Source organism: Synechococcus sp. PCC 7335, from assembly GCF_000155595.1.
In the GTDB taxonomy this organism is placed as follows: Bacteria; Cyanobacteriota; Cyanobacteriia; order Phormidesmidales; family Phormidesmidaceae; genus Phormidesmis.
On sequence record NZ_DS989904.1, the window covers coordinates 3,898,010 to 3,915,995 of the forward strand.

At 47.9% G+C, this 17,986-nt stretch carries 17 protein-coding genes; 7 read left to right on the forward strand and 10 right to left on the reverse strand.

Going from position 1 to position 17,986, the window contains the following annotated elements; translation table 11 throughout:
• Positions 1–6: 6 nt before the first annotated feature.
• From rsgA to grpE, 5 genes are all read right to left on the reverse strand, one after another.
• Entirely contained in the window at positions 7–1,134 is a 1,128-nt protein-coding gene (gene rsgA / locus S7335_RS16410) for a small ribosomal subunit biogenesis GTPase RsgA (protein WP_006454362.1), read from the reverse strand.
• Between the two features lie 47 nt (positions 1,135–1,181).
• Positions 1,182–1,424: a sulfurtransferase TusA family protein gene (locus tag S7335_RS16415; protein WP_038016425.1), complete on the reverse strand. Its 243-nt coding sequence runs from the start codon at positions 1,422–1,424 to the stop codon at positions 1,182–1,184.
• A complete protein-coding gene (gene dnaJ / locus S7335_RS16420) occupies positions 1,417–2,547 on the reverse strand; it encodes a molecular chaperone DnaJ (protein WP_006457287.1) in 1,131 nt (376 codons plus the stop codon). Before dnaJ ends, S7335_RS16415 begins: the two co-directional genes overlap by 8 nt.
• A 157-nt stretch (positions 2,548–2,704) precedes the next feature.
• A complete protein-coding gene (gene dnaK, locus S7335_RS16425; protein ID WP_006454110.1) occupies positions 2,705–4,837 on the reverse strand; it encodes a molecular chaperone DnaK in 2,133 nt (710 codons plus the stop codon).
• Between the two features lie 75 nt (positions 4,838–4,912).
• On the reverse strand, positions 4,913–5,644 hold the full coding sequence (gene grpE, locus S7335_RS16430) for a nucleotide exchange factor GrpE (RefSeq protein ID WP_227500014.1): 732 nt from the start codon (positions 5,642–5,644) through the stop codon (positions 4,913–4,915).
• A 309-nt stretch (positions 5,645–5,953) separates the two neighbouring features.
• Here grpE and S7335_RS16435 point away from each other — a divergent pair, with 309 nt between their 5' ends.
• From S7335_RS16435 to S7335_RS16450, 4 genes are all read left to right on the forward strand, one after another.
• Positions 5,954–7,999 carry a GspE/PulE family protein gene (locus S7335_RS16435; protein WP_038016427.1) on the forward strand — a complete coding sequence of 682 codons (2,046 nt, stop codon included), beginning with the start codon at positions 5,954–5,956 and terminating at the stop codon, positions 7,997–7,999.
• A gap of 53 nt (positions 8,000–8,052) precedes the next feature.
• Positions 8,053–9,168 carry a type IV pilus twitching motility protein PilT gene (locus tag S7335_RS16440; RefSeq protein ID WP_006456171.1) on the forward strand — a complete coding sequence of 372 codons (1,116 nt, stop codon included), beginning with the start codon at positions 8,053–8,055 and terminating at the stop codon, positions 9,166–9,168.
• Positions 9,169–9,220: 52 nt separating this feature from the next.
• A complete protein-coding gene (locus tag S7335_RS16445) occupies positions 9,221–10,441 on the forward strand; it encodes a type II secretion system F family protein (protein WP_006456529.1) in 1,221 nt (406 codons plus the stop codon).
• A 350-nt stretch (positions 10,442–10,791) separates the two neighbouring features.
• Positions 10,792–11,760, forward strand: coding sequence for a lipopolysaccharide assembly protein LapB (locus tag S7335_RS16450; RefSeq protein ID WP_006453694.1), 969 nt, complete (start codon positions 10,792–10,794; stop codon positions 11,758–11,760).
• Between the two features lie 193 nt (positions 11,761–11,953).
• On the opposite strand, the gene S7335_RS16455 is transcribed toward S7335_RS16450, so the two are convergent.
• The 4 genes from S7335_RS16455 to pgl form a co-directional block, all read right to left on the reverse strand.
• The gene (locus tag S7335_RS16455) at positions 11,954–12,667 is read right to left on the reverse strand and encodes a lecithin retinol acyltransferase family protein (protein WP_006453501.1); all 714 of its coding nucleotides are present in this window, start codon (positions 12,665–12,667) and stop codon (positions 11,954–11,956) included.
• Positions 12,668–12,789: 122 nt separating this feature from the next.
• Positions 12,790–13,176 (reverse strand): FHA domain-containing protein, encoded by a 387-nt coding sequence (locus S7335_RS16460; RefSeq protein WP_050765909.1) that lies wholly within the window; start codon positions 13,174–13,176, stop codon positions 12,790–12,792.
• Between the two features lie 103 nt (positions 13,177–13,279).
• Entirely contained in the window at positions 13,280–14,170 is an 891-nt protein-coding gene (locus tag S7335_RS16465; RefSeq protein ID WP_006454535.1) for an FHA domain-containing protein, read from the reverse strand.
• A gap of 199 nt (positions 14,171–14,369) precedes the next feature.
• Positions 14,370–15,101, reverse strand: coding sequence for a 6-phosphogluconolactonase (pgl, locus tag S7335_RS16470; RefSeq protein ID WP_006453682.1), 732 nt, complete (start codon positions 15,099–15,101; stop codon positions 14,370–14,372).
• Here pgl and S7335_RS29220 point away from each other — a divergent pair.
• From S7335_RS29220 to S7335_RS16480, 3 genes are all read left to right on the forward strand, one after another.
• Positions 15,100–15,225 (forward strand): hypothetical protein, encoded by a 126-nt coding sequence (locus S7335_RS29220; protein ID WP_255346465.1) that lies wholly within the window; start codon positions 15,100–15,102, stop codon positions 15,223–15,225. The genes pgl and S7335_RS29220 overlap by 2 nt on opposite strands.
• Before the next feature lie 151 nt (positions 15,226–15,376).
• On the forward strand, positions 15,377–16,123 hold the full coding sequence (locus tag S7335_RS16475; RefSeq protein ID WP_006456947.1) for a glycosyltransferase: 747 nt from the start codon (positions 15,377–15,379) through the stop codon (positions 16,121–16,123).
• 138 nt (positions 16,124–16,261) lie between these two features.
• Entirely contained in the window at positions 16,262–17,053 is a 792-nt protein-coding gene (locus S7335_RS16480) for an HpsJ family protein (protein WP_006456869.1), read from the forward strand.
• A gap of 27 nt (positions 17,054–17,080) precedes the next feature.
• Here S7335_RS16480 and S7335_RS16485 read toward each other — a convergent pair whose 3' ends face one another.
• Positions 17,081–17,917, reverse strand: coding sequence for an SWIM zinc finger family protein (locus S7335_RS16485; protein WP_006453521.1), 837 nt, complete (start codon positions 17,915–17,917; stop codon positions 17,081–17,083).
• Between the last annotated feature and the right edge of the window lie 69 nt (positions 17,918–17,986).

Consider the following 17,986-nt stretch of genomic DNA (forward strand, 5'->3'; position numbering starts at 1 on the left):
CTCAACCTATCGACCCAGATCTTCGAGATCCTCAAGGTCTTCAAGATCTTCGATCTCTGATAGATCCAAGCACAGCTCTTGGAAGGCCTGATTGCGAGTCTTGCGTGATATCCGCCGATACTTCTTTGCTTCTAATTTAGGCTCATGCAAAATCTTGCCATCTTCTACCATTTTGACTTTTTCGGTGGTTTCAGCTTCTCCTTTGTGCAAAAGTGCCTGCTGCTGCTTAGTCACTTCTTCTAACAGCAGCAGATAATGTTCGTAACGCTCCCATTCTCCTCGGACCACGCATCCTGGCTCGTCGCGATGCAGGCAGTTACTAAACTGACAGTGTTGGTTTGTCAGGCGCTGGCGAATCTCAGGAAAAAGACTGCCGAGAGCTTCGGCCGTCGTCACAATATCTGGCTGATTGAATCCCGGGGTATCTGCGAGGTAACCCCCTTTTGGTAGCTCGTAAAGTTCTACGTGGCGAGTCGTATGGCGGCCAAGACTTAGCTTACCCGACACCGCATTTACTCTCAAATTTTGTGCTGGAATTAGCCGATTGGTGAGGCTAGATTTGCCCACGCCAGAGGGCCCTGCTAGCACGGTGATCTGACCCTCTAGCACCGTCAATAACGCTGCAGGCAGCTCAGCAACATCCAGAATACTCACCATCAGCGGCATATAGCCCCATTCAAGCAATCTCTTTTGCCAGCGGACCTTGGTATCTCTAGAAACCAAATCACACTTGTTTAGGCAAAGCGTGATCCCTAATCCTGTTAGCTCGGCCTTGATTAAAAACCGGCTAAGCTGATAGATGTCTAAATTAGGTTCGGCAATCGCGAACACTAGCAGCACTCGATCCACATTAGCAATGGGCGGACGGTCTAAGAAAGTTTGCCGTGGATGGACTGATGCGATCGCCCCCCGCCTGCCTTGCCAGTCAGGTTCTTCTACGGTGACGCGATCGCCTACCATAATCTGCTGCCCAAGCTTCTTGAGCAATCCTCGACGGATACACAGCAAAATTGGCTTCTCCTCAAAGGAAGCATTAGGTAGTGTTTGCTCAGCTATTTCTTCTAGCTGCACCGAGTAGTAATTCGCCTTGATAGAGACCACCGTACCGATCAAAGTCTCAGCACCCCAGGACATAGAGGATTCCGCTGAACTTGCCGTACCCGCTCTCGTCGTATCTAAGCTCACAGATCCAGCGGACGGCGAACCTGCACCGAAAAATAGGCCGTATGGTCGGCAACAGACTCCACGCCATAGCCATCCATTCGGAGACTATCGGGCACCTGCTCTATCGGTTCTCCCGGATCTAGCCAGACTTCTAGCAACGATCCCGGTTCCATCTTTTCTAGAGTCAGCTTCGTTCGCACAAAGTTCAGGGGACAGGGCGTTCCTCTTAGATCTATACGATGATCTACATGGCTACCCATTAAATAGCCCCCCCAAAAACCCTTCTTTCTTGTTCTTACCTACTAAGTCGCCTCGAATTTCCGCGAGCTGAGTCAGCAACTCTTTTTCTCCAGACTTAAGCCGAGTAGGAATGTCTACTTTCACCGTAATCAAATGCTTACCACGGCTAACCGGATTTCCTAGCCTTGGTACACCGCGCCCATCCAAAGACAAAACAGTATTGGGCTGTGTTCCAGCAGGTACCTGCATAGACACTTTCCCATCAACCGTTTCCACCTCCAACTCACAGCCTAGAATCGCCTGCAGGTAGCTCACGCTTAGATCGGAGTGAATATCAATGCCTTCTCTTCTAAACTTGGACTCTTCATTAACCACCAAATAAACATAAAGATCGCCCGCCGGTCCGTTGCGTTTACCAGCGTCGCCCTCACCCGACACCCGCAATCGAGTCCCATTTTCAACGCCAGCAGGTATCGTAATTTTCAGCTTTTTGGTTGTTTGCTTTTGGCCGCTACCACCACAGGTTTCACATCGATCCTCAACAATCTCACCGCTACCATTACAGGTAGGACAGGTCGAGACCTGATTAAAGATACCGAACGGTGTACGAGTCGCCCGTCTTACTTGGCCAGAACCACTACAGGTTGTACAGTTTCTAGGTCGAGTTCCCGGCTTGGCACCCGAGCCAGTACAGGTTGGACAGGTCTCAAGGTGACTAATCTTGATTTCTTTTTCGCCACCGAAAACAGCTTCCTTAAAGTCCAACTTGAGATTGAGACGCAGGTCATCACCACGCATGGGACCTCGTCTTCTTTGCTGTCCCGGCTGCCCTGAAAATCCATTGAAAAAGCTTTCGAAAATATCGGCAAATCCGCCCATATCCTGGAAATCTTGAAATCCACCCGCACCTGCCGAAGCAGCACCGCCTACACCTGCTTCGCCAAATCGATCATAGCGGGCTCGCACCTCTGGCTCTGAGAGGACTTCATAGGCGCGACTGACTTCTTTGAAAGTCTCTTCTGCTCCTGGATCTTGGTTGACGTCTGGATGATACTTGCGAGCTAACTTACGGTAGGCGCGCTTAATCTCATCTTGCTCTGCGCTGCGAGAGACACCCAAAGTTTCGTAGTAATCACGGGCCATAAAACGTCAGTCAAAAAGAGGATGTGCAATTCGTAGATCAAAATATATTGAACCATTGTATAGCAAACCTTCTGCTCCATAGGGCGGCTTTCACCCATTCCAACCCTACTCCTCCATACTCGTCCACCAAACCGACGCTCTCGTATTTTGCCTAATCTTAGTCAATAGCTTCGTATTCAGTAGCAATTGTCTGATCAATAGCGAATTCTTCACTTGGTTCTAGATTAGGTTCTACATTAAAGGCAGTAGCAGCCTCTTCCTTTGAGCTTTGGGCTAGATGAGAGGTCTTTATTCCAGGCTGTGATGCTTGCCTACTAACGTTCGTTTCTGCGACTGCACTCGCGTCGACTGGCTCAATAGGCAGTTGATGAGTAGATGTTGGGTGTGTCGGTTCTGATTCAATCGCTAAGTCAACATGAGCAGCCATACTTGCTCTTGGCATCTGATCAGTAGAATCGCTATTGCTTGCAATACCTTTAGTAGCTTGGCGATAGATACCAGCACCAATGTCAAAAATGCTTTGCTGCAGTGCGTCTATCTTTGGGGCAATATCAGCAGGCTGCGCGTTCTCGGTCTTCACAGCCACTCTTAGCGCCTCTGCCTTCGCTTTTGCTTGAGCCTTGAGTTCCTCAGAAATACTATCAGCGCGATCGCGCAGTGTCGTCTCGTAGCTGTGGAAAAGGGCATCTGCTCGGTTTTGTAGATCCGCGACGACTTTGCGCTGCTCGTCTTCGCTCGCATATACTTCGGCTTCCGCTTGCATACGGGCAACTTCCACCGGAGACAGGCCACCTCGGTTGGTGATCTTGATACTCTGAGCACGGTTAGTTCCCAAATCTTTTGCAGCAACCTGTAGGATACCGTCAGCATCTATCTCAAAAGAGACTTCGATTTGAGGCACACCTCTAGGGGCGGGTGGAATGCCAGTTAGCTCGAATCTACCTAGGCTCTTGTTGTCTTTAGCCATAGCCCTTTCACCTTGAAGCGCATGGACTTCCACAGATGTTTGACCGTCGGTAGCGGTCGAAAAGATCCGAGTTTTACTTGTGGGAATTGTCGTGTTGCGCTCGATGATCTTGGTAAAGACATCGCCTAGCGTCTCAATCCCTAGAGATAGCGGTGTGACATCTAGCAAAAGTAAGTCTTTGACTTCCCCACTTAGGACACCAGCTTGAATAGCCGCCCCTAGAGCAACCGCTTCTTCTGGGTTAACTGAGCGATCAGGTGATTGACCGTTGAAGATTTTGGTGATTGCAGCTTGAACAGATGGAATCCTAGTAGAGCCGCCGACTAGCAGAATTCGATCAACGTCATCTGCACTAAGTTCAGCATCTTTGAGCGCTTGCCTGACTGGCTCTAGCGTGTTTTTAACCAACGCGGCAGCTAGTCCTTCAAATTGCGATCGCGTTAGCCCCATCTCTAAATGCTTTGGGCCGGTCTCATCGGCGGCGATAAATGGCAAATTGATAGAGGTCCTTGTCATCGTTGAAAGTTCGACTTTCGCCCTCTCCGCCGCTTCTCGAATTCGCTGAAGGGCCATACGATCATGAGTCAAATCCATGCCTTCTTGCTGAAGAAAGGCTTCTATGATCCAATTGACAATGCAGTTGTCAAAGTCATCACCACCAAGCTGGTTATTACCAGAGGTCGCTTTCACCTCAAAAACACCATCACCGAGCTGCAAAATAGAAACATCAAAGGTTCCTCCGCCTAAGTCAAAGATCAAAATAGTCTGATCTTTCTCTTGTTTATCTAAACCATAGGACAGCGCAGCGGCTGTAGGTTCGTTGATAATGCGCAGGACTTCTAGGCCCGCGATCGCACCTGCATCTTTAGTGGCTTGCCTTTGAGCATCGGTAAAATAAGCTGGGACCGTAATCACAGCTTGATCAACCGGTTCATTCAAGTAGGCTTCCGCATCGCCTTTAAGCTTTTGCAGCAGCATCGCCGAGATCTCTTGAGGGGTAAAGCTTTTTTTCCTAATTGACACATCGACGGTGTCATCTTTTCCTTTCACACAGTTGTAAGGGACGCGCGATCGCTCCAATTCAGCATCCTTCCAGCGCCTGCCAATAAACCGCTTAACGCTGTAGACAGTATTTTCCGCATTTGTCACTGCCTGACGCTTTGCCAACTGGCCAATTAAGCGTTCTCCTCCTTTAGCGAACCCCACAATACTAGGCGTTGTCCGCCCACCTTCAGAATTCGGTATAACCACAGGACTGCCACCCTCAAGCACAGCTACGCAGCTGTTAGTAGTGCCTAGGTCGATACCGATAACTTTTCCCATAATCTGCTCGGACAGCTCTTGTGAAGGTTGGTTATGCCAAACCCAACCGAGCTAGCTTCTGTCTCGAGAGACTAGTCACCCGGATTCAGCAGTAGAGTCTAGCGGCATCGCTACTTTAACCATTGCATGGCGTAGAACGCGCTCTCCTAGAACATACCCACGGACAAACTCCTCGATAACAGTCCCTTCGGGATAGTCGTTTGTCGGCTCACGCATTACGGCCTCATGCAAATTTGGATCGAACTCCTTGCCTTCACATCTCATCGGCGACACCCCTAGCTTCTTTAGCGCCTCTACTAGCTGCTTATAGACACCCTGATAGCTTTTATGGATAGAAAGCTCGCCTTCACCTTGCGGTTTTATCTGAGACCTGGCCCGCTCAAAGTTGTCTACTACCTCAAGTAAACCGCTAATCGTATTGCATTTCACTTGCTCTTCAAGCGTCTCGCGCTCTTTCACCGTACGCTTGCGAAAATTATCAAAATCAGCTGTCAAACGTGCAAACTGTCCGTTTCGCTCTTCTAACTGAGTTTGTAGAGATTCTATCTGCTGCTGCAAAGCGACTCTCGCTTCTGCCTCAGCGCTAAAGGCCTCCTCAAAAGAAATATCTCCCTCTGGCGAAGCCTTTCCTACAGTAGAGTCACCTGTCGGTTCACTGCCTGTCGGTTCGTTGGTAGAATCAAGCATTTGGTCAAAATCAACGTCCGCTGAAGCATCTTCCACACGAAGTTCCTCTATGTTTTCAGCGTTCTCGTCAGCGCTTTGCTGATTGTCGTTCGTATCTGCGTCCATCATCTCGTTACTCATTCCTAGGCTAAAAAAACTAGGTCAAGAAAAGTCTACCTGAGCCCTATTTACCCTGTCCATATTAAAAGGGCATGCTCCACCTTAGGAACGGTTTTCCGTATTGGGTTATCCCTATCTATAGCCTAATTCTGTATCCGAAATGATGCTTAGTGATTCTGAGCGTGTTAGCGATCGCTTTTCACAAAAGACATCAGCCATTCCATATCGGTAGAGACTGTATATATTATGCAGATATTGCTTAGATTCCTTGCCTGAGCTCTATACCTATCTATGTGGGCACACTCGGAAGAAATCTCTTCGCATCGCCCAATGACAAATTCTCTATCTCCTCGGAAGGCGCTTGTACTGCAAAAGAGCTTTTCGCCCTTTAGTAGCAAACTTATACAGACAGGCTTTGTAAACGGACCTCAGATGCAGCAAGCATTAGTCGAGAGTCGCAAATCAGGCAAAGCACTAATTGAGGTCATCGAGTCGATAGCAGGCCAACAGCTATCGCCAGAGCTGGTGCGTCAGTACAAAACGCAGCAGCTCTTTGAGCTCAAAATCCTCTATGGTGTCGAATCTCTCGATCCTGAGATCGAAGAAATTTCTGAAAGTCAAGTCAACCAGCTCATCGATAACCTGATACCAGTCGACATTTGCCGTAGACACCGCCTAGTACCACTCACTCGATTAGAAAAGGAGGGAGAACAGTTTGTATTGGTCGCAATGGTCGATCCAGAGAATTTAGAAGCTCAAGATGACTTGAATCGTATTCTTAGACAAAAGAGCCTTGGCCTTCAGCGCATGGTGATAACTGTTGAAGACTATCAGCGTCTGATGGCAAGGTTTCTAGATGAATTAGTTGCTAAGGAGAAAGAAGAGAAATTACAAGCCGAAAACTCTAAGAAGACGAATTCCCCGCTTGATGTCAGCACAAACATAGAAGATCTCGATCTTGATTCCGATAGCTTAGAAGATGATGTTGAAGAAACCGATACCGATTTAGAAGAGGCCTTACAGGACGCAGGAGCAGCGCCTGTTATTGCGCTGGTCAACAAAATTCTAGTCAAAGCACTTCAAGAAGAAGTCTCGGATATTCACGTCGAGCCCCAAGAAGAGTACTTGCGGATTCGCTTTCGTAAAGACGGCGTTCTTAGAGAGGCTTTTCCTCACCTTCCAAGGAAAATTGTTTCTGCGGTCACAGCCCGGTTGAAAATCATCTCCGAACTAGACATTGCAGAGAGAAGATTACCTCAAGACGGAAGAATTAGACGGGTCTTTCAAGACCGTAAAGTAGACTTTCGAGTTAGCACACTGCCTAGCCGCTACGGGGAAAAAGTTGTACTGCGAATCCTGGATAACTCTTCTACCCAGCTGGGTTTAGGAGCCTTGATTACCGATGAAGAAACTCTGAATATTGTTCAAGATATGGCCAGGCGGCCTTTTGGACTAATCTTAGTTACCGGACCGACTGGTTCAGGCAAAACTACTAGCCTCTATTCAGTTCTCTCAGAACGGAACGACCCTGGGGTCAATATTAGTACTGCGGAAGATCCCATCGAATATGCGCTACCAGGTATCACGCAGGTTCAGGTCATTCGTGAGAAGGGAATGAACTTTGCTACCATCCTAAGATCTTTTTTGAGACAGGATCCTGACGTAATTCTAGTAGGTGAGACTCGTGACCCTGAAACTGCCAAGACAGCAATCGAGGCAGCACTCACCGGACATCTGGTATTGACAACTCTGCATACAAACGACGCAGCGGGCGCTGTAGCAAGACTTGGAGAAATGGGCGTTGAAGCCTTTCAGGTCGCGAACTCCTTGATTGGAGTGTTAGCCCAAAGACTAGTTCGTAGAGTCTGCTCAGACTGTCGGGTTGCCTATCAACCGACACCTGAGAGTCTAGCTCGGTATGGATTAAGCGCTCCGAAAGATCACAAGATGACTTTTTACAGAGCGAACAAAGTACCTGCCAATGAGATAGATGCTTTAAAGGAAGCCAGGCAGCTATGTGGCAAGTGTGGCGGCAGCGGCTATAAAGGCCGAGTAGGAGTATATGAGGTAATGCGGATAACAGAGCGGCTGCAGCAATACATCTCAGAAGATGCCCCTTCTGAACAAATCAAGGAGATTGCCGTAGAAGAAGGGATGCATACTTTGTTGGCCTACAGTTTGAACCTGGTGAAGGAAGGCCACACCACTTTAGAAGAAGTTGAACGGGTCACTTTTACTGATAAAGGACTTGAGGCTGAACTGAAGGCCAAGCGCAAAAGTGTGCTCTCCTGCAGCCACTGTACTGCTGAGCTTCACCACGAATGGCTGGAATGTCCTTATTGTCTGACACCACGCTACAAGGATCAACAATCCTAGTCTCATATTAAGAACTAACGCCAAAGTACTGAAGGATAAAGAGGATATCGAATATGGAACTGATGATTGAAGACTTGATGGAAGAAGTCGTTGAGCGAGGAGGCTCTGACCTACATCTGTCTGCAGGACTGCCACCGTATATCCGGATTAGTGGCCATCTGACGCCGACAGATCACCCGCCCATGGCAGCAGAGCAATGTCAGCGACTCATATTCAGCATGCTGAACAACTCACAAAGAAAGATACTAGAACAGACCTGGGAGTTGGACTGCTCTTATGGTGTTCGTGGGTTGGCTCGCTTTAGAGTCAATGTCTATAAAGATAGGGGCACATACGCGGCCTGCTTAAGAGCGCTAAGTTCCAAAATCCCCAGCATGGACGTATTAGGGCTGCCACCCATCGTGACTGAGCTATCAGAAAAACCCAGAGGGTTGGTGCTAGTAACTGGACCAACCGGCTCTGGCAAAACAACAACCTTAGCTTCAATGATCAATTATATCAACGCGACTAGAGCTGAACATATTTTAACGGTAGAAGACCCTATCGAATTTGTGTACGAGCCAATCAAGAGTTTGATTCATCAGCGGCAGGTCGGTGAAGATACAAAAAGTTTCTCGAATGCGCTCAAAGGCGCACTAAGAGAAGATCCAGATGTGATTCTAGTGGGTGAAATGCGAGACTTAGAGACTATTTCTCTAGCAATTTCAGCAGCGGAAACAGGTCATTTAGTATTTGGCACTTTGCACACTAGCTCAGCAGCGCAGACTGTAGATAGGATCGTAGATGTTTTTCCACCCACACAGCATCAACAAATTAGAGTACAGCTTTCTAGCTCTCTGGTGGCTGTTTTGAGCCAATGTTTGGTGGAGAAGGCAAATCCAAAACCGGGGGAATTTGGTCGAGTGATGGCGCAGGAGATCATGGTGGTAACCCCTGGCATCTCTAATATGATCCGAGAAGGAAAAACTGCTCAGATCTACGGCGCCATTCAAACGGGTGGCCGCCTAGCGATGCAGACCTTAGAGATGGCACTAGCTGACCTATACAAGAACAAAGTCATCAGCTTTAAGTCGGCAATATCAAAGACCTCCCGCCCCGAAGAGCTACAGCGTCTGATCGGAGGTCTGTCGACAACGATAAAAGCACCTGCTAGAGCAAGTCGACGTTGATCGACCAGCCGTTTTTGTTTATTTGCCCTGTTCTATCCAATAGAAGAAAACTATGCCTACTTACGTAGCAACTGGCCGAGATACGGCAGGAAGATCGATCCGCCGAAAAGTAGAAGCTGAATCACCCACTGAAGCACGTACTCTGATTAGAAGTCAGGGGATATATATCCAAAATATCAAGGAAGATAAGAGAATAAGCTTCAGCTTTACCGATATTCAAACTTCGATGACTAAAGTGACGGTGAAAGACAAAGCCGTCTTTTCACGCCAGTTTGCCGCATTGGTCTCCTCGGGTGTGGCGCTTGTACGTGGCATTGGTATTCTATCGGATCAATGTCCTAATCCTAAGCTAAAGATCGCGCTTATGCAGATCAACTCGGACGTACAGCAAGGAACTAGCTTGTCCGAGTCTATGCGGAAGCATCCTGATAGCTTCGACGATTTGTATGTGAGCATGGTGCAGGCGGGAGAAGTGGGTGGCGTGCTAGATGAGGTGTTAAACCGATTAGCGAAGCTACTAGAAGATTTAAATCGACTGCAAAATCAGATCAAATCGGCAATGGCCTATCCGGTAACAGTCGGCTTTTTAGCGGTCGCTATTTTTGTGGGTCTAACCGTCTTTCTACTACCGATCTTCGCGGAAATCTTTGTTGACTTGGGCGCAGAGCTACCGATATTTACCAGAGTCTTAATGGGAATCAGCAAATTACTGCGGACTTGGTATCTAGTTATAGGTTTAATTGGAATTATTACAGTGCTGGTGTTCGTCTATAGGCAATACTACAAGACGCCAATTGGTCGAGTAACGATGGATGGATTTTTCTTGAAGATACCTTTATTTGGGGATTTATCTCAGAAATCCGCTACGGCGAAATTTTGCCGAACGTTTGGTTCACTATCTAGATCGGGAGTACCGATCTTAACTGCGCTAGAAATCGTTCGAGATACATCCGGAAATCAGGTAATTGCAAACGCAATCAATGCCGCTCAAGTTGAAATTCAGAGTGGGGGAATGATCAGCCCGGCGCTAGCAGAACATGGCGTGTTTCCGGTGATGGCAATTCAGATGATTGCGATTGGTGAAGAAACAGGCGAACTAGATCAGATGCTAATGAAGGTAGCTGATTTCTATGAAGATGAAGTGGAGCAAGCCGTGAAGGCGCTAACGAGTATCATGGAGCCGATCATGATTGTTGTCTTGGGCGGCATGGTCGGCTCAATTCTAGTAGCAATGTATTTACCAATGTTCAAGGTAATGGATCACCTTGGGTAGATCGTCTTAGAAGCTACATGATATCGCCACCTATCCCACGTTTTGTTGAGGCACAATCGATCATTCTTACTTTGCTATGATTGCTACGATAAGGTGTGTCAGTAAAGTTGAGCATGGTATAGGGATTGGCCAACAAAAGTACTTCAACCATTCAAATTAAAGACGTGATAGCCTAGGATAGCTGTAGGTAGATAGCACTTTATCAGACGTCTCTATAAATTAGGAAATTAGGTGAGAACAAATAGGTAATAACAGGTACTTCGATCAGATGGATGTGGTCCATCTAAATTACTCTGGAGTTGTGTGAGCAACGCTTCAGATCAGATTCAAAGGAAGTAGTTAGCCATAGTATGAAGGCCGTAATTTTGACACTAATCAGCCGCTACCGTGCTTGTTTGATGTTGATAGCTGCGATCGCTATCAACATCACCCCGTTGCTTCACCGTGCTTGTCAAAGCGAAACTCTTAAAGCCGATACTTTTCCACTCTCTAAACAAAACAAGCAGTCTGAGTCTGCACAGGACGAAAGTGAGCCAGTGCTCGCGGCCATCACAGAAGGGATTGAGTTCATCCGAGCCGATAACGTTCCTGCCGCGATTCGATCTTTTGAGAGGGCGGTCAGTCTCAATCCCTCGTCAGTGGCTGCCCATTACAATCTAGGACTCGCCCTTCGCCAAGACGAACAGCTACAGGCCGCTGCCAACTCATTTTGGCAAGCTATCCAAGCTGATCCAGCATTCGTTTTGGGCTATGTCAACCTAGGAGCAGCCTTGCTAGAAGGCGACAACGTCAGTCAGGCAAAAGACTATCTCCTGCGCGCGCTTGAGCTAGATCCTGAACTAGGCATCGCTCACTACAATATGGGACTGCTACACCAGAAAGAGGGTAATCTAGCTGCTGCATTTGCTTCTTTTAATCAAGGCATAACTCAAGCTGCCTCAGCTTCTAAATCGCACTATCAAATTGGACTACTTTATCTAAGCCAGCAGCAGTACAGCAACGCTCAAAAAGCATTTGAGAATGCTATCGAACTAGACAAAGACTATGCCGAGGCCCACTACAACCTAGGCGTATCGTTTGTAAGACAAAACATTCTTGCCCCTGCTGTCATAGCGTTTGATGCTGCCATCAACTTACAGCCAAACTTTGCGCATGCCTACTATGCCAAAGCGCTGGCTTTTGCAGATTTGCAACGCTATGAAGCGGCGAAGGAACTGCTAACCACAGCAAGCAATATATACCTAACCCAAGGCAACTCAGAGTGGGCCACCATTGCTCAGAACCAAATCACTTTGATTGAAGACCAAGAGCAGCTTTAACGTGTTCTAAACTCTAGTCGACTTAGCTAGCACCAGAAAGGCAATACTTGACTTTTGTTCTATCGCATCTGTCGAGTTGCCTAGGTCAGGTTGATGGACTACAACCGCCGCATAATAGCAGCCAGCTAGACTGGTAAGAATTCTAAGTACATTAGGACACTTGCTATCCTGCTAATCTAAATCGACCGCTAATCTAACGTATCTGTTGCTTTTGCAAGAACGTCTGGTTTTGCTCCAAGTTTAGCTGCAGATCAGATAGCTGACTTAGCTTTGCCTTGATATCTTCTGCCTTCTTGTCAGCTGCGACTTTTTTATAAAGAGCAGCGCGGGCTAGATCTTCTCGATCTTTACTTAACGCGCGCTGGGCGACCTGCTGCCAGGTTGTGCGATCGCGCATGGCCTGTTCGTACGCAGGTAGTAGCGTTTGAGTTGCGATCGCGATGTTTTCTAGCGCTGTCTGGAATAGCGCATATGTCTTTTGTGGTGACTCATCCCTAGGCGATTGCCCAGCTGCTTTGCGTGCTGCTTGACGGGCTAGATCAGTCACTTCAGGTAGCTTGACCCGCTCTAAGTTCAACCCAAAGTTGTTGAGCTGATCGCATTCATGCCGTCCTGTTTTGCACCAATTGGCAAAATGCTCGCAGTTGTTAAAGAACAGATCGTACTCTTTCTCCCCTAATCGACTTTCAGCTCGCTCGATTACCAGCGAAGGGATAAATGCAGTTGGTTGGGGCTTCACTTTGATCGCCTCACCTCTAGCAAAGGTTGCGAGAGGTGTTTGCTTGATTACTGCTTCGTCTTGCTTGCTGTAGTGAATCACACTGCCATCGCCGCGATCGATTCCATGGTGTTCGTAGGGAATACCCGCCACCTCTCGCATTGCGTAGATCTGATCACCTCGAGCCATATTAATTCGATACTACCTGTCTATCCTAATGAAAAGAACTTAGCACGACTGCTCACCGGTCTACCCAAGCGGGTGCTAGAGAATTCTCTCTAGAAGACTTATGCAAGCAGTCACACTTATCGCTAAGAAGCCTTCTGCGAGGTCTCTTGCTGAGCTGTTAGGACAGGTATAGAAGGCACCGCTTTTGGCTGAGAAACTATATTGAACTGAATGCTGGGACCAGAGCGAGCTAGACGGATCACGAGGCCATCTTCAACAACTTTCTTTTCGAACCGCTGATCAGCAAAGAAAGTGCCGTTAGTCCCCACACTATGGATTTCCCAACCGTTAGGCGTTTGATGTAGCTCCGCATGGTAACGCGAAACGACCGCGCTATAGAGGACAACATCGTTGCTAACAGAGCGGCCAATTCGAACAACAGACGCCTCTTCAAAAGTCCAGCTTTGTATAGGCGTTTTATTTAATGGGTGCAGCAAAGACAGTGTAACTATATTAGTTGAGGCAGGCACAACGCAAAGACCAAGTGGTTAGAACAATCAATACACACAACCTGACCATTGGACTAAATCGTTAGACTAAGTTGGTCACCTTGAAGCCTTTTGCACAGCTAATTTAATGCCTAGCTGCCTCGAAAACAAAGCTGACCTTATCGCCTTTACCAAGAGCAATGCGATCGCCTATATTCAACCGATGACGGTTGCCTGCTGGTAGCGGCAGACCGTTGATATAGGTTCCATTAGAGCTACCCACATCTTCTAGATAGTAGACGTCGCCTTCTATCAGAAGGTTGGCATGCACCCTCGAAACAATTTCCGAGTTAGGAAACCCTGAAATATCAATATCGGGCTGTGTGTGCTCATTAGGTTTCCCAATCCGCACAACAGATAGCTCGCTCGGTAGCGTGATACTTGTTCCTGTCTGAACATGGGTTAACACTGCCGCCGCCGCTTGAATTTGAGTTGCAAGCACCGTTGGCAAAGGTGAAGCAGGCAGAGGCGCAGTTGGAACCGAAGCAGGAAGTGGGCCTTCTGGTTCGACTGTTGACTTGTTGGTTGGACCAGTTGCTGATTCAGGAGATTCCTCAGCTGGCTCAGCAGTGGTTTCAAGCGTACCGAAGTCCACAGATTCGTCAAAGTCTATAGACTGACTAAACTCACTGAACGATTCAGAGTCCGGCTGATCTATTGACGCATTTACCGATGACGCATTGACCGTCGGTGTCGCTGTTACAGGCTCTGGTGAATTTGGTTCAGGCAAAGCAACCTCAGACATAGCGCTTTCTGTGTTAGCTGGTGAGAAGCTCTCAGCTGGCCCAGGTTCAGCAGACTCTTGCTGCGCAGATTCCCTTAGGTCGTGGCCACACTGACCGCAAAAGCTAGAGTTTGCTTGCACGAGTGCTTGACAGCTAGGGCAGGTAACTAAGGCTGGCAGCGGCGTGTAACAGGCTTCACATTGAAGTGCGCCGTCTGGGTTTTGGTGGTTGCAGTTAGGACAGGTAATCATGAGGACTTCAATAAAATGACGATTTCGCTTGAAGGTAAGATTGATAGCAAGACCTAGAAGATCAAGGATATAAAACGTTCATTGTGGCTGCTCGGCTTAGCTGCTCTGCCCAACTTTTGGTCAAACTCTTCGTTTGGTGGCCCCCTTCAAAGAGAGCCACTCGTCAATTTTGACCGATCAGACTGATGCATTAGCGACTTTACATCCCCTCCGGCACTCCTTTGCCTGCGGCCGCATCTAACAGCCAGTGGGCTCCAGCGGCAGGTTGGATCAGCTTACTAGGGTAAGTATGACCATCGGCATCGTCAGAAAAGATATGAGCAAGCGCTGTTTGTTTATTTTCTCCAGCGACTAAGAAAACAACGCGTCGTCCTCGATTAATGAGTGGCACAGTGAAAGTGATACGGGGTTCACCGTCGTGATTACCTACGGTGACTAGGCGATCGCGCACATCAAGCGCTTTTGTGTGAGGAAATAACGAGGCCGTATGTCCATCATCTCCCATCCCTTGCAATACAAAGTCTAGGGCAGGTAGTTCGTTCTCAGCTAGTTGAAAAAAGTCCTTGAGTTGGTTTTCGTAAGCCGCAGCATCAGTCGCAGGGTCGCCAGCGCTAGTTGGGATTGGAAAGATGTTTTCAGTTGGAATAGGAACGTGGTTGAGCCAAGCTTCTTTCGCCATCCGAGCATTGCTTTTAGGATGATCGTGCGGTACGTAGCGCTCATCACCCCAAAAAATATAGACTTTCTCCCAGGGTAAATCGGCCTTGGCTAACGCTTCGTATAGCGGCTTTGGGGTACTGCCACCAGAAAGTGCGAGGGTAGCTTGATCACTAGAGGCGATTGCTTCTTTGACCACAGAGACGGTTAAATCATAGGCGCGATCAATCAGCGCAGTTTTGTCGGCAAGAATTTCAGTTGTTGGGGCTATCATGAATCACTCCTTTAGCTCTGACCAGCTTACCCTAGATATTTTGACTCGTTCGAGTACTTATAGAGAGGCTATGGAGTGGCGCCCCTTAGAAGGTAAAAAAGCTGAAGTACCCGGTGTGCGCTAACAAGCGCTACTGCTGATTTTTTTAGCTGTTTCCAAGCTATTTGTCTAGGCTCTACATTACCTAGACTATGCATTACTCATCAGGCTTTGCATTGTTAGGTTAGCGGTGTAGCCTTTAGTATTGACGTGAGCAAAGTACGGGCTACTTCGCAATGTTCTCTGTTGTTTTGCCTTGTTTTAATGAGTCGCGCCATGGGTATTTGCCCCAGATCTTAGAGAATTTGCGATCGCAAAGTGGCCCAAAGCAGCTAATCGCCGTTGTCAGCCCAAGTCAGGACGATACGCTTGCTATCATTCAGCGATTTCCCGAGATAGAGATTATCCAAACAACAGCGAGTAACCGAGCACAGCGTCTGAATGTAGGCATCGAAGCTAGCAAAGGTGAATACGTTCTATTACATCATCCAGCAACTCTATTGCCAGAAGATAACGCTTTCTGGCAGGCCGAATCCGCGTTGAAGCAGCACTGCGCTGTGTGGGGGGGATTTATTCATAGCTTTGATATGGATCACTGGCTACTGCGATTCACCTCTTGGTATTCAACTAGCATGCGATCGCGCCAAGGCATTCTCTATCTGGACCACTGTATTTTTGCCACTAGGGAAGCACTTACCGCCGTAGGTGGCGTCCCAGACATCGACATTTTTGAAGATACGGCGTTAAGTATTGCCCTGCGCGATTTTGGCAAGGCGTCTAAACACAACGGAAGAGCGGCGATCGCCTCTGGTAAGGTGACGACCTCAGCTAGACGGTTTCGTGATCGCGGAATCTATCGGCAAGCCCTAGTCAACCAGATGCTGAAGCTAATGTATTATGCCAAGCTAGATCCTCAGCGGTTGAACTGGCTATATGAAAGAAAAAGCCAGATCAACGTGAGCTACACAGAACAAGAGAAGTGAAGGAGTGACTTAAGACTAGTCATGAATTCCTCGACTTGATTTATTCTTGACGGCACATCACGCTATTGTGAACACTGAGTAACTCTGGACACACTAAGGGGAAATATGGTGTAGCTGCTTGCACCTAGTTAATTTGTTATGACAACGACTTCGCCGAATGACAGCGTTATTGTGCCGTCACCGCTAGCGGCCATCTCACTCAAGCTAGTAGGAGCGATCGCTATCCTAGTGGCGCTGATTGATTTTTTGACACTGCTATTTCCACCAGACTTTAGCAACCGAGCATGGCAGCTATCTACAGTTACTGGCTTAGTAGATAGAGGGCTTGTTCCTCTTGTAGGTGTTGCACTACTCTTCACAGGCTACTGGATTGACACTAGCTTAGGAAGATCAGCCAGGAAGTCCACTTTATTTCTAGATGCCCGGTTCTGGACTTGTTTGCTTTCGTGCTTACTAGGGCTGATCTTTCTAGTCACAACGGTGCTCCATCCTAACAATGTTCGCGTTCAAAGTCGTGATGCTTTAGCTCAAGTAGCAGCAGAAGCGGAGCAGGCCACCGCCGACCTAGAGACGCAGCTAAACAGCGATCTGGCTCAGCGCCGAGCCCAGATTGATGCATTGCTAGAAAATGAAAGTCAGCTACAGGCCGCGATCGCCAGCGGTAGCTTAGACGAAGCTCAAGTGGCCCAAATCGAGCGCTTTCGTAGCAACCCACAAGAGCTAGATAGTTTCTTAAACTCTCAAGTTAGCGAAGCTCAGACCGAGCTACAAACTCAAATCAGTGATCAAAGAGAAGACGCTACCAAAAGACTTAAATCCGAAGCTACAAAAGCCACACTTCGAGTGACGCTAAGCAGCCTCTTGCTAGCAGTTGGCTACACCCTCATCGGCTGGCTAGGTCTAAAGCGTTTGCTCGCAATGGTGAGATAGCTGACAATAGATTGACTAGCTTTTTGCTTAGCTAAGTGCTGTTATCATCGCCTGCTGAGCAACATTCTGATAGAGCGTTTTGAAATGAGCCATGACTATTTGCGCTTCGCTCGTCGGCAAGGGCATATCACCAATGACCTCTAGCACAGTCTGCTCCGCCGGTGTAATCACCACGAGCGAGGGATCAATGGGCGTATCGTATGTCCAAAAAGTCTCAATCGGGAGAGTCGTTTTCGCTTTTGCGGCAGGCTCAGAAGGGAGTATCTCTTTGGGTTCGTCTGCTAGCTCAGCCTCAGAACCTGTTGCTTCACCAGCTGTCTGCTGTCTGTGCTGTCGCAGCGCCTCTAGAATCTGTTCTTTGGTCCGACCTCGTAGCTGAAACAAAACAAAAGGATCTTCCCGGAAGGCATCGCCTAGCTGGTAGTAAACAGCCGCAATATGTTTGCAAGGATTTTTGGGATCGGGGCAGCTACATTTGGATTTGACATCAGCTAGTGTAAAGGGAAACAGGCTAAGACCATTCGAGGTAAACACCGCCTCAATTGAGTCTGGCATTTCACCCGCCAATAGCTGCGCAGAATATAACGCCTTTTGACTGAGGGTATCGATCACAAAGCCCCAGTCCTCATCAGTAAAGCGCTCTATCCAAATAGATAGCTGGTACGGCTCATTAGCCGTTCCCTGTACGGTGGCATGTACCTTTGAGTCTCTAAACTCAAGCGAAAGAATATTCCCCTGCCGTGCATAGTTTCGCCCTCTTTCTAGCCGTTTTTTGAAACGATAAGAATTAAGCAGGTCTACCCATTGCTGTACCCACCAAGCATCTTCTTGAGCAGTGACGGGTTGAGGAGCACTATAGGTCATAGGTGAATGAGTCTAGTATTGAACTATTGAACAGGCAGATATGAACGTACAAAATCTATGAAGATAAGA

What these genes read in the sequence shown, in the direction of transcription:
- S7335_RS16480 (WP_006456869.1), top strand. Translation starts at nt 16,262, where the DNA reads ATGACAACGACTTCGCCGAATGACAGCGTTATTGTGCCGTCACCGCTA.
- grpE (WP_227500014.1), bottom strand. Translation starts at nt 5,644, where the DNA reads ATGAGTAACGAGATGATGGACGCAGATACGAACGACAATCAGCAAAGC.
- rsgA (WP_006454362.1), bottom strand. Translation starts at nt 1,134, where the DNA reads ATGTCCTGGGGTGCTGAGACTTTGATCGGTACGGTGGTCTCTATCAAG.
- S7335_RS29220 (WP_255346465.1), top strand. Translation starts at nt 15,100, where the DNA reads ATGAATCACTCCTTTAGCTCTGACCAGCTTACCCTAGATATTTTGACT.
- dnaK (WP_006454110.1), bottom strand. Translation starts at nt 4,837, where the DNA reads ATGGGAAAAGTTATCGGTATCGACCTAGGCACTACTAACAGCTGCGTA.
- S7335_RS16450 (WP_006453694.1), top strand. Translation starts at nt 10,792, where the DNA reads ATGAAGGCCGTAATTTTGACACTAATCAGCCGCTACCGTGCTTGTTTG.
- pgl (WP_006453682.1), bottom strand. Translation starts at nt 15,101, where the DNA reads ATGATAGCCCCAACAACTGAAATTCTTGCCGACAAAACTGCGCTGATT.
- S7335_RS16475 (WP_006456947.1), top strand. Translation starts at nt 15,377, where the DNA reads ATGTTCTCTGTTGTTTTGCCTTGTTTTAATGAGTCGCGCCATGGGTAT.
- S7335_RS16415 (WP_038016425.1), bottom strand. Translation starts at nt 1,424, where the DNA reads ATGGGTAGCCATGTAGATCATCGTATAGATCTAAGAGGAACGCCCTGT.
- S7335_RS16440 (WP_006456171.1), top strand. Translation starts at nt 8,053, where the DNA reads ATGGAACTGATGATTGAAGACTTGATGGAAGAAGTCGTTGAGCGAGGA.
- dnaJ (WP_006457287.1), bottom strand. Translation starts at nt 2,547, where the DNA reads ATGGCCCGTGATTACTACGAAACTTTGGGTGTCTCTCGCAGCGCAGAG.
- S7335_RS16485 (WP_006453521.1), bottom strand. Translation starts at nt 17,917, where the DNA reads ATGACCTATAGTGCTCCTCAACCCGTCACTGCTCAAGAAGATGCTTGG.
- S7335_RS16435 (WP_038016427.1), top strand. Translation starts at nt 5,954, where the DNA reads ATGACAAATTCTCTATCTCCTCGGAAGGCGCTTGTACTGCAAAAGAGC.
- S7335_RS16455 (WP_006453501.1), bottom strand. Translation starts at nt 12,667, where the DNA reads ATGGCTCGAGGTGATCAGATCTACGCAATGCGAGAGGTGGCGGGTATT.
- S7335_RS16445 (WP_006456529.1), top strand. Translation starts at nt 9,221, where the DNA reads ATGCCTACTTACGTAGCAACTGGCCGAGATACGGCAGGAAGATCGATC.
- S7335_RS16465 (WP_006454535.1), bottom strand. Translation starts at nt 14,170, where the DNA reads ATGATTACCTGTCCTAACTGCAACCACCAAAACCCAGACGGCGCACTT.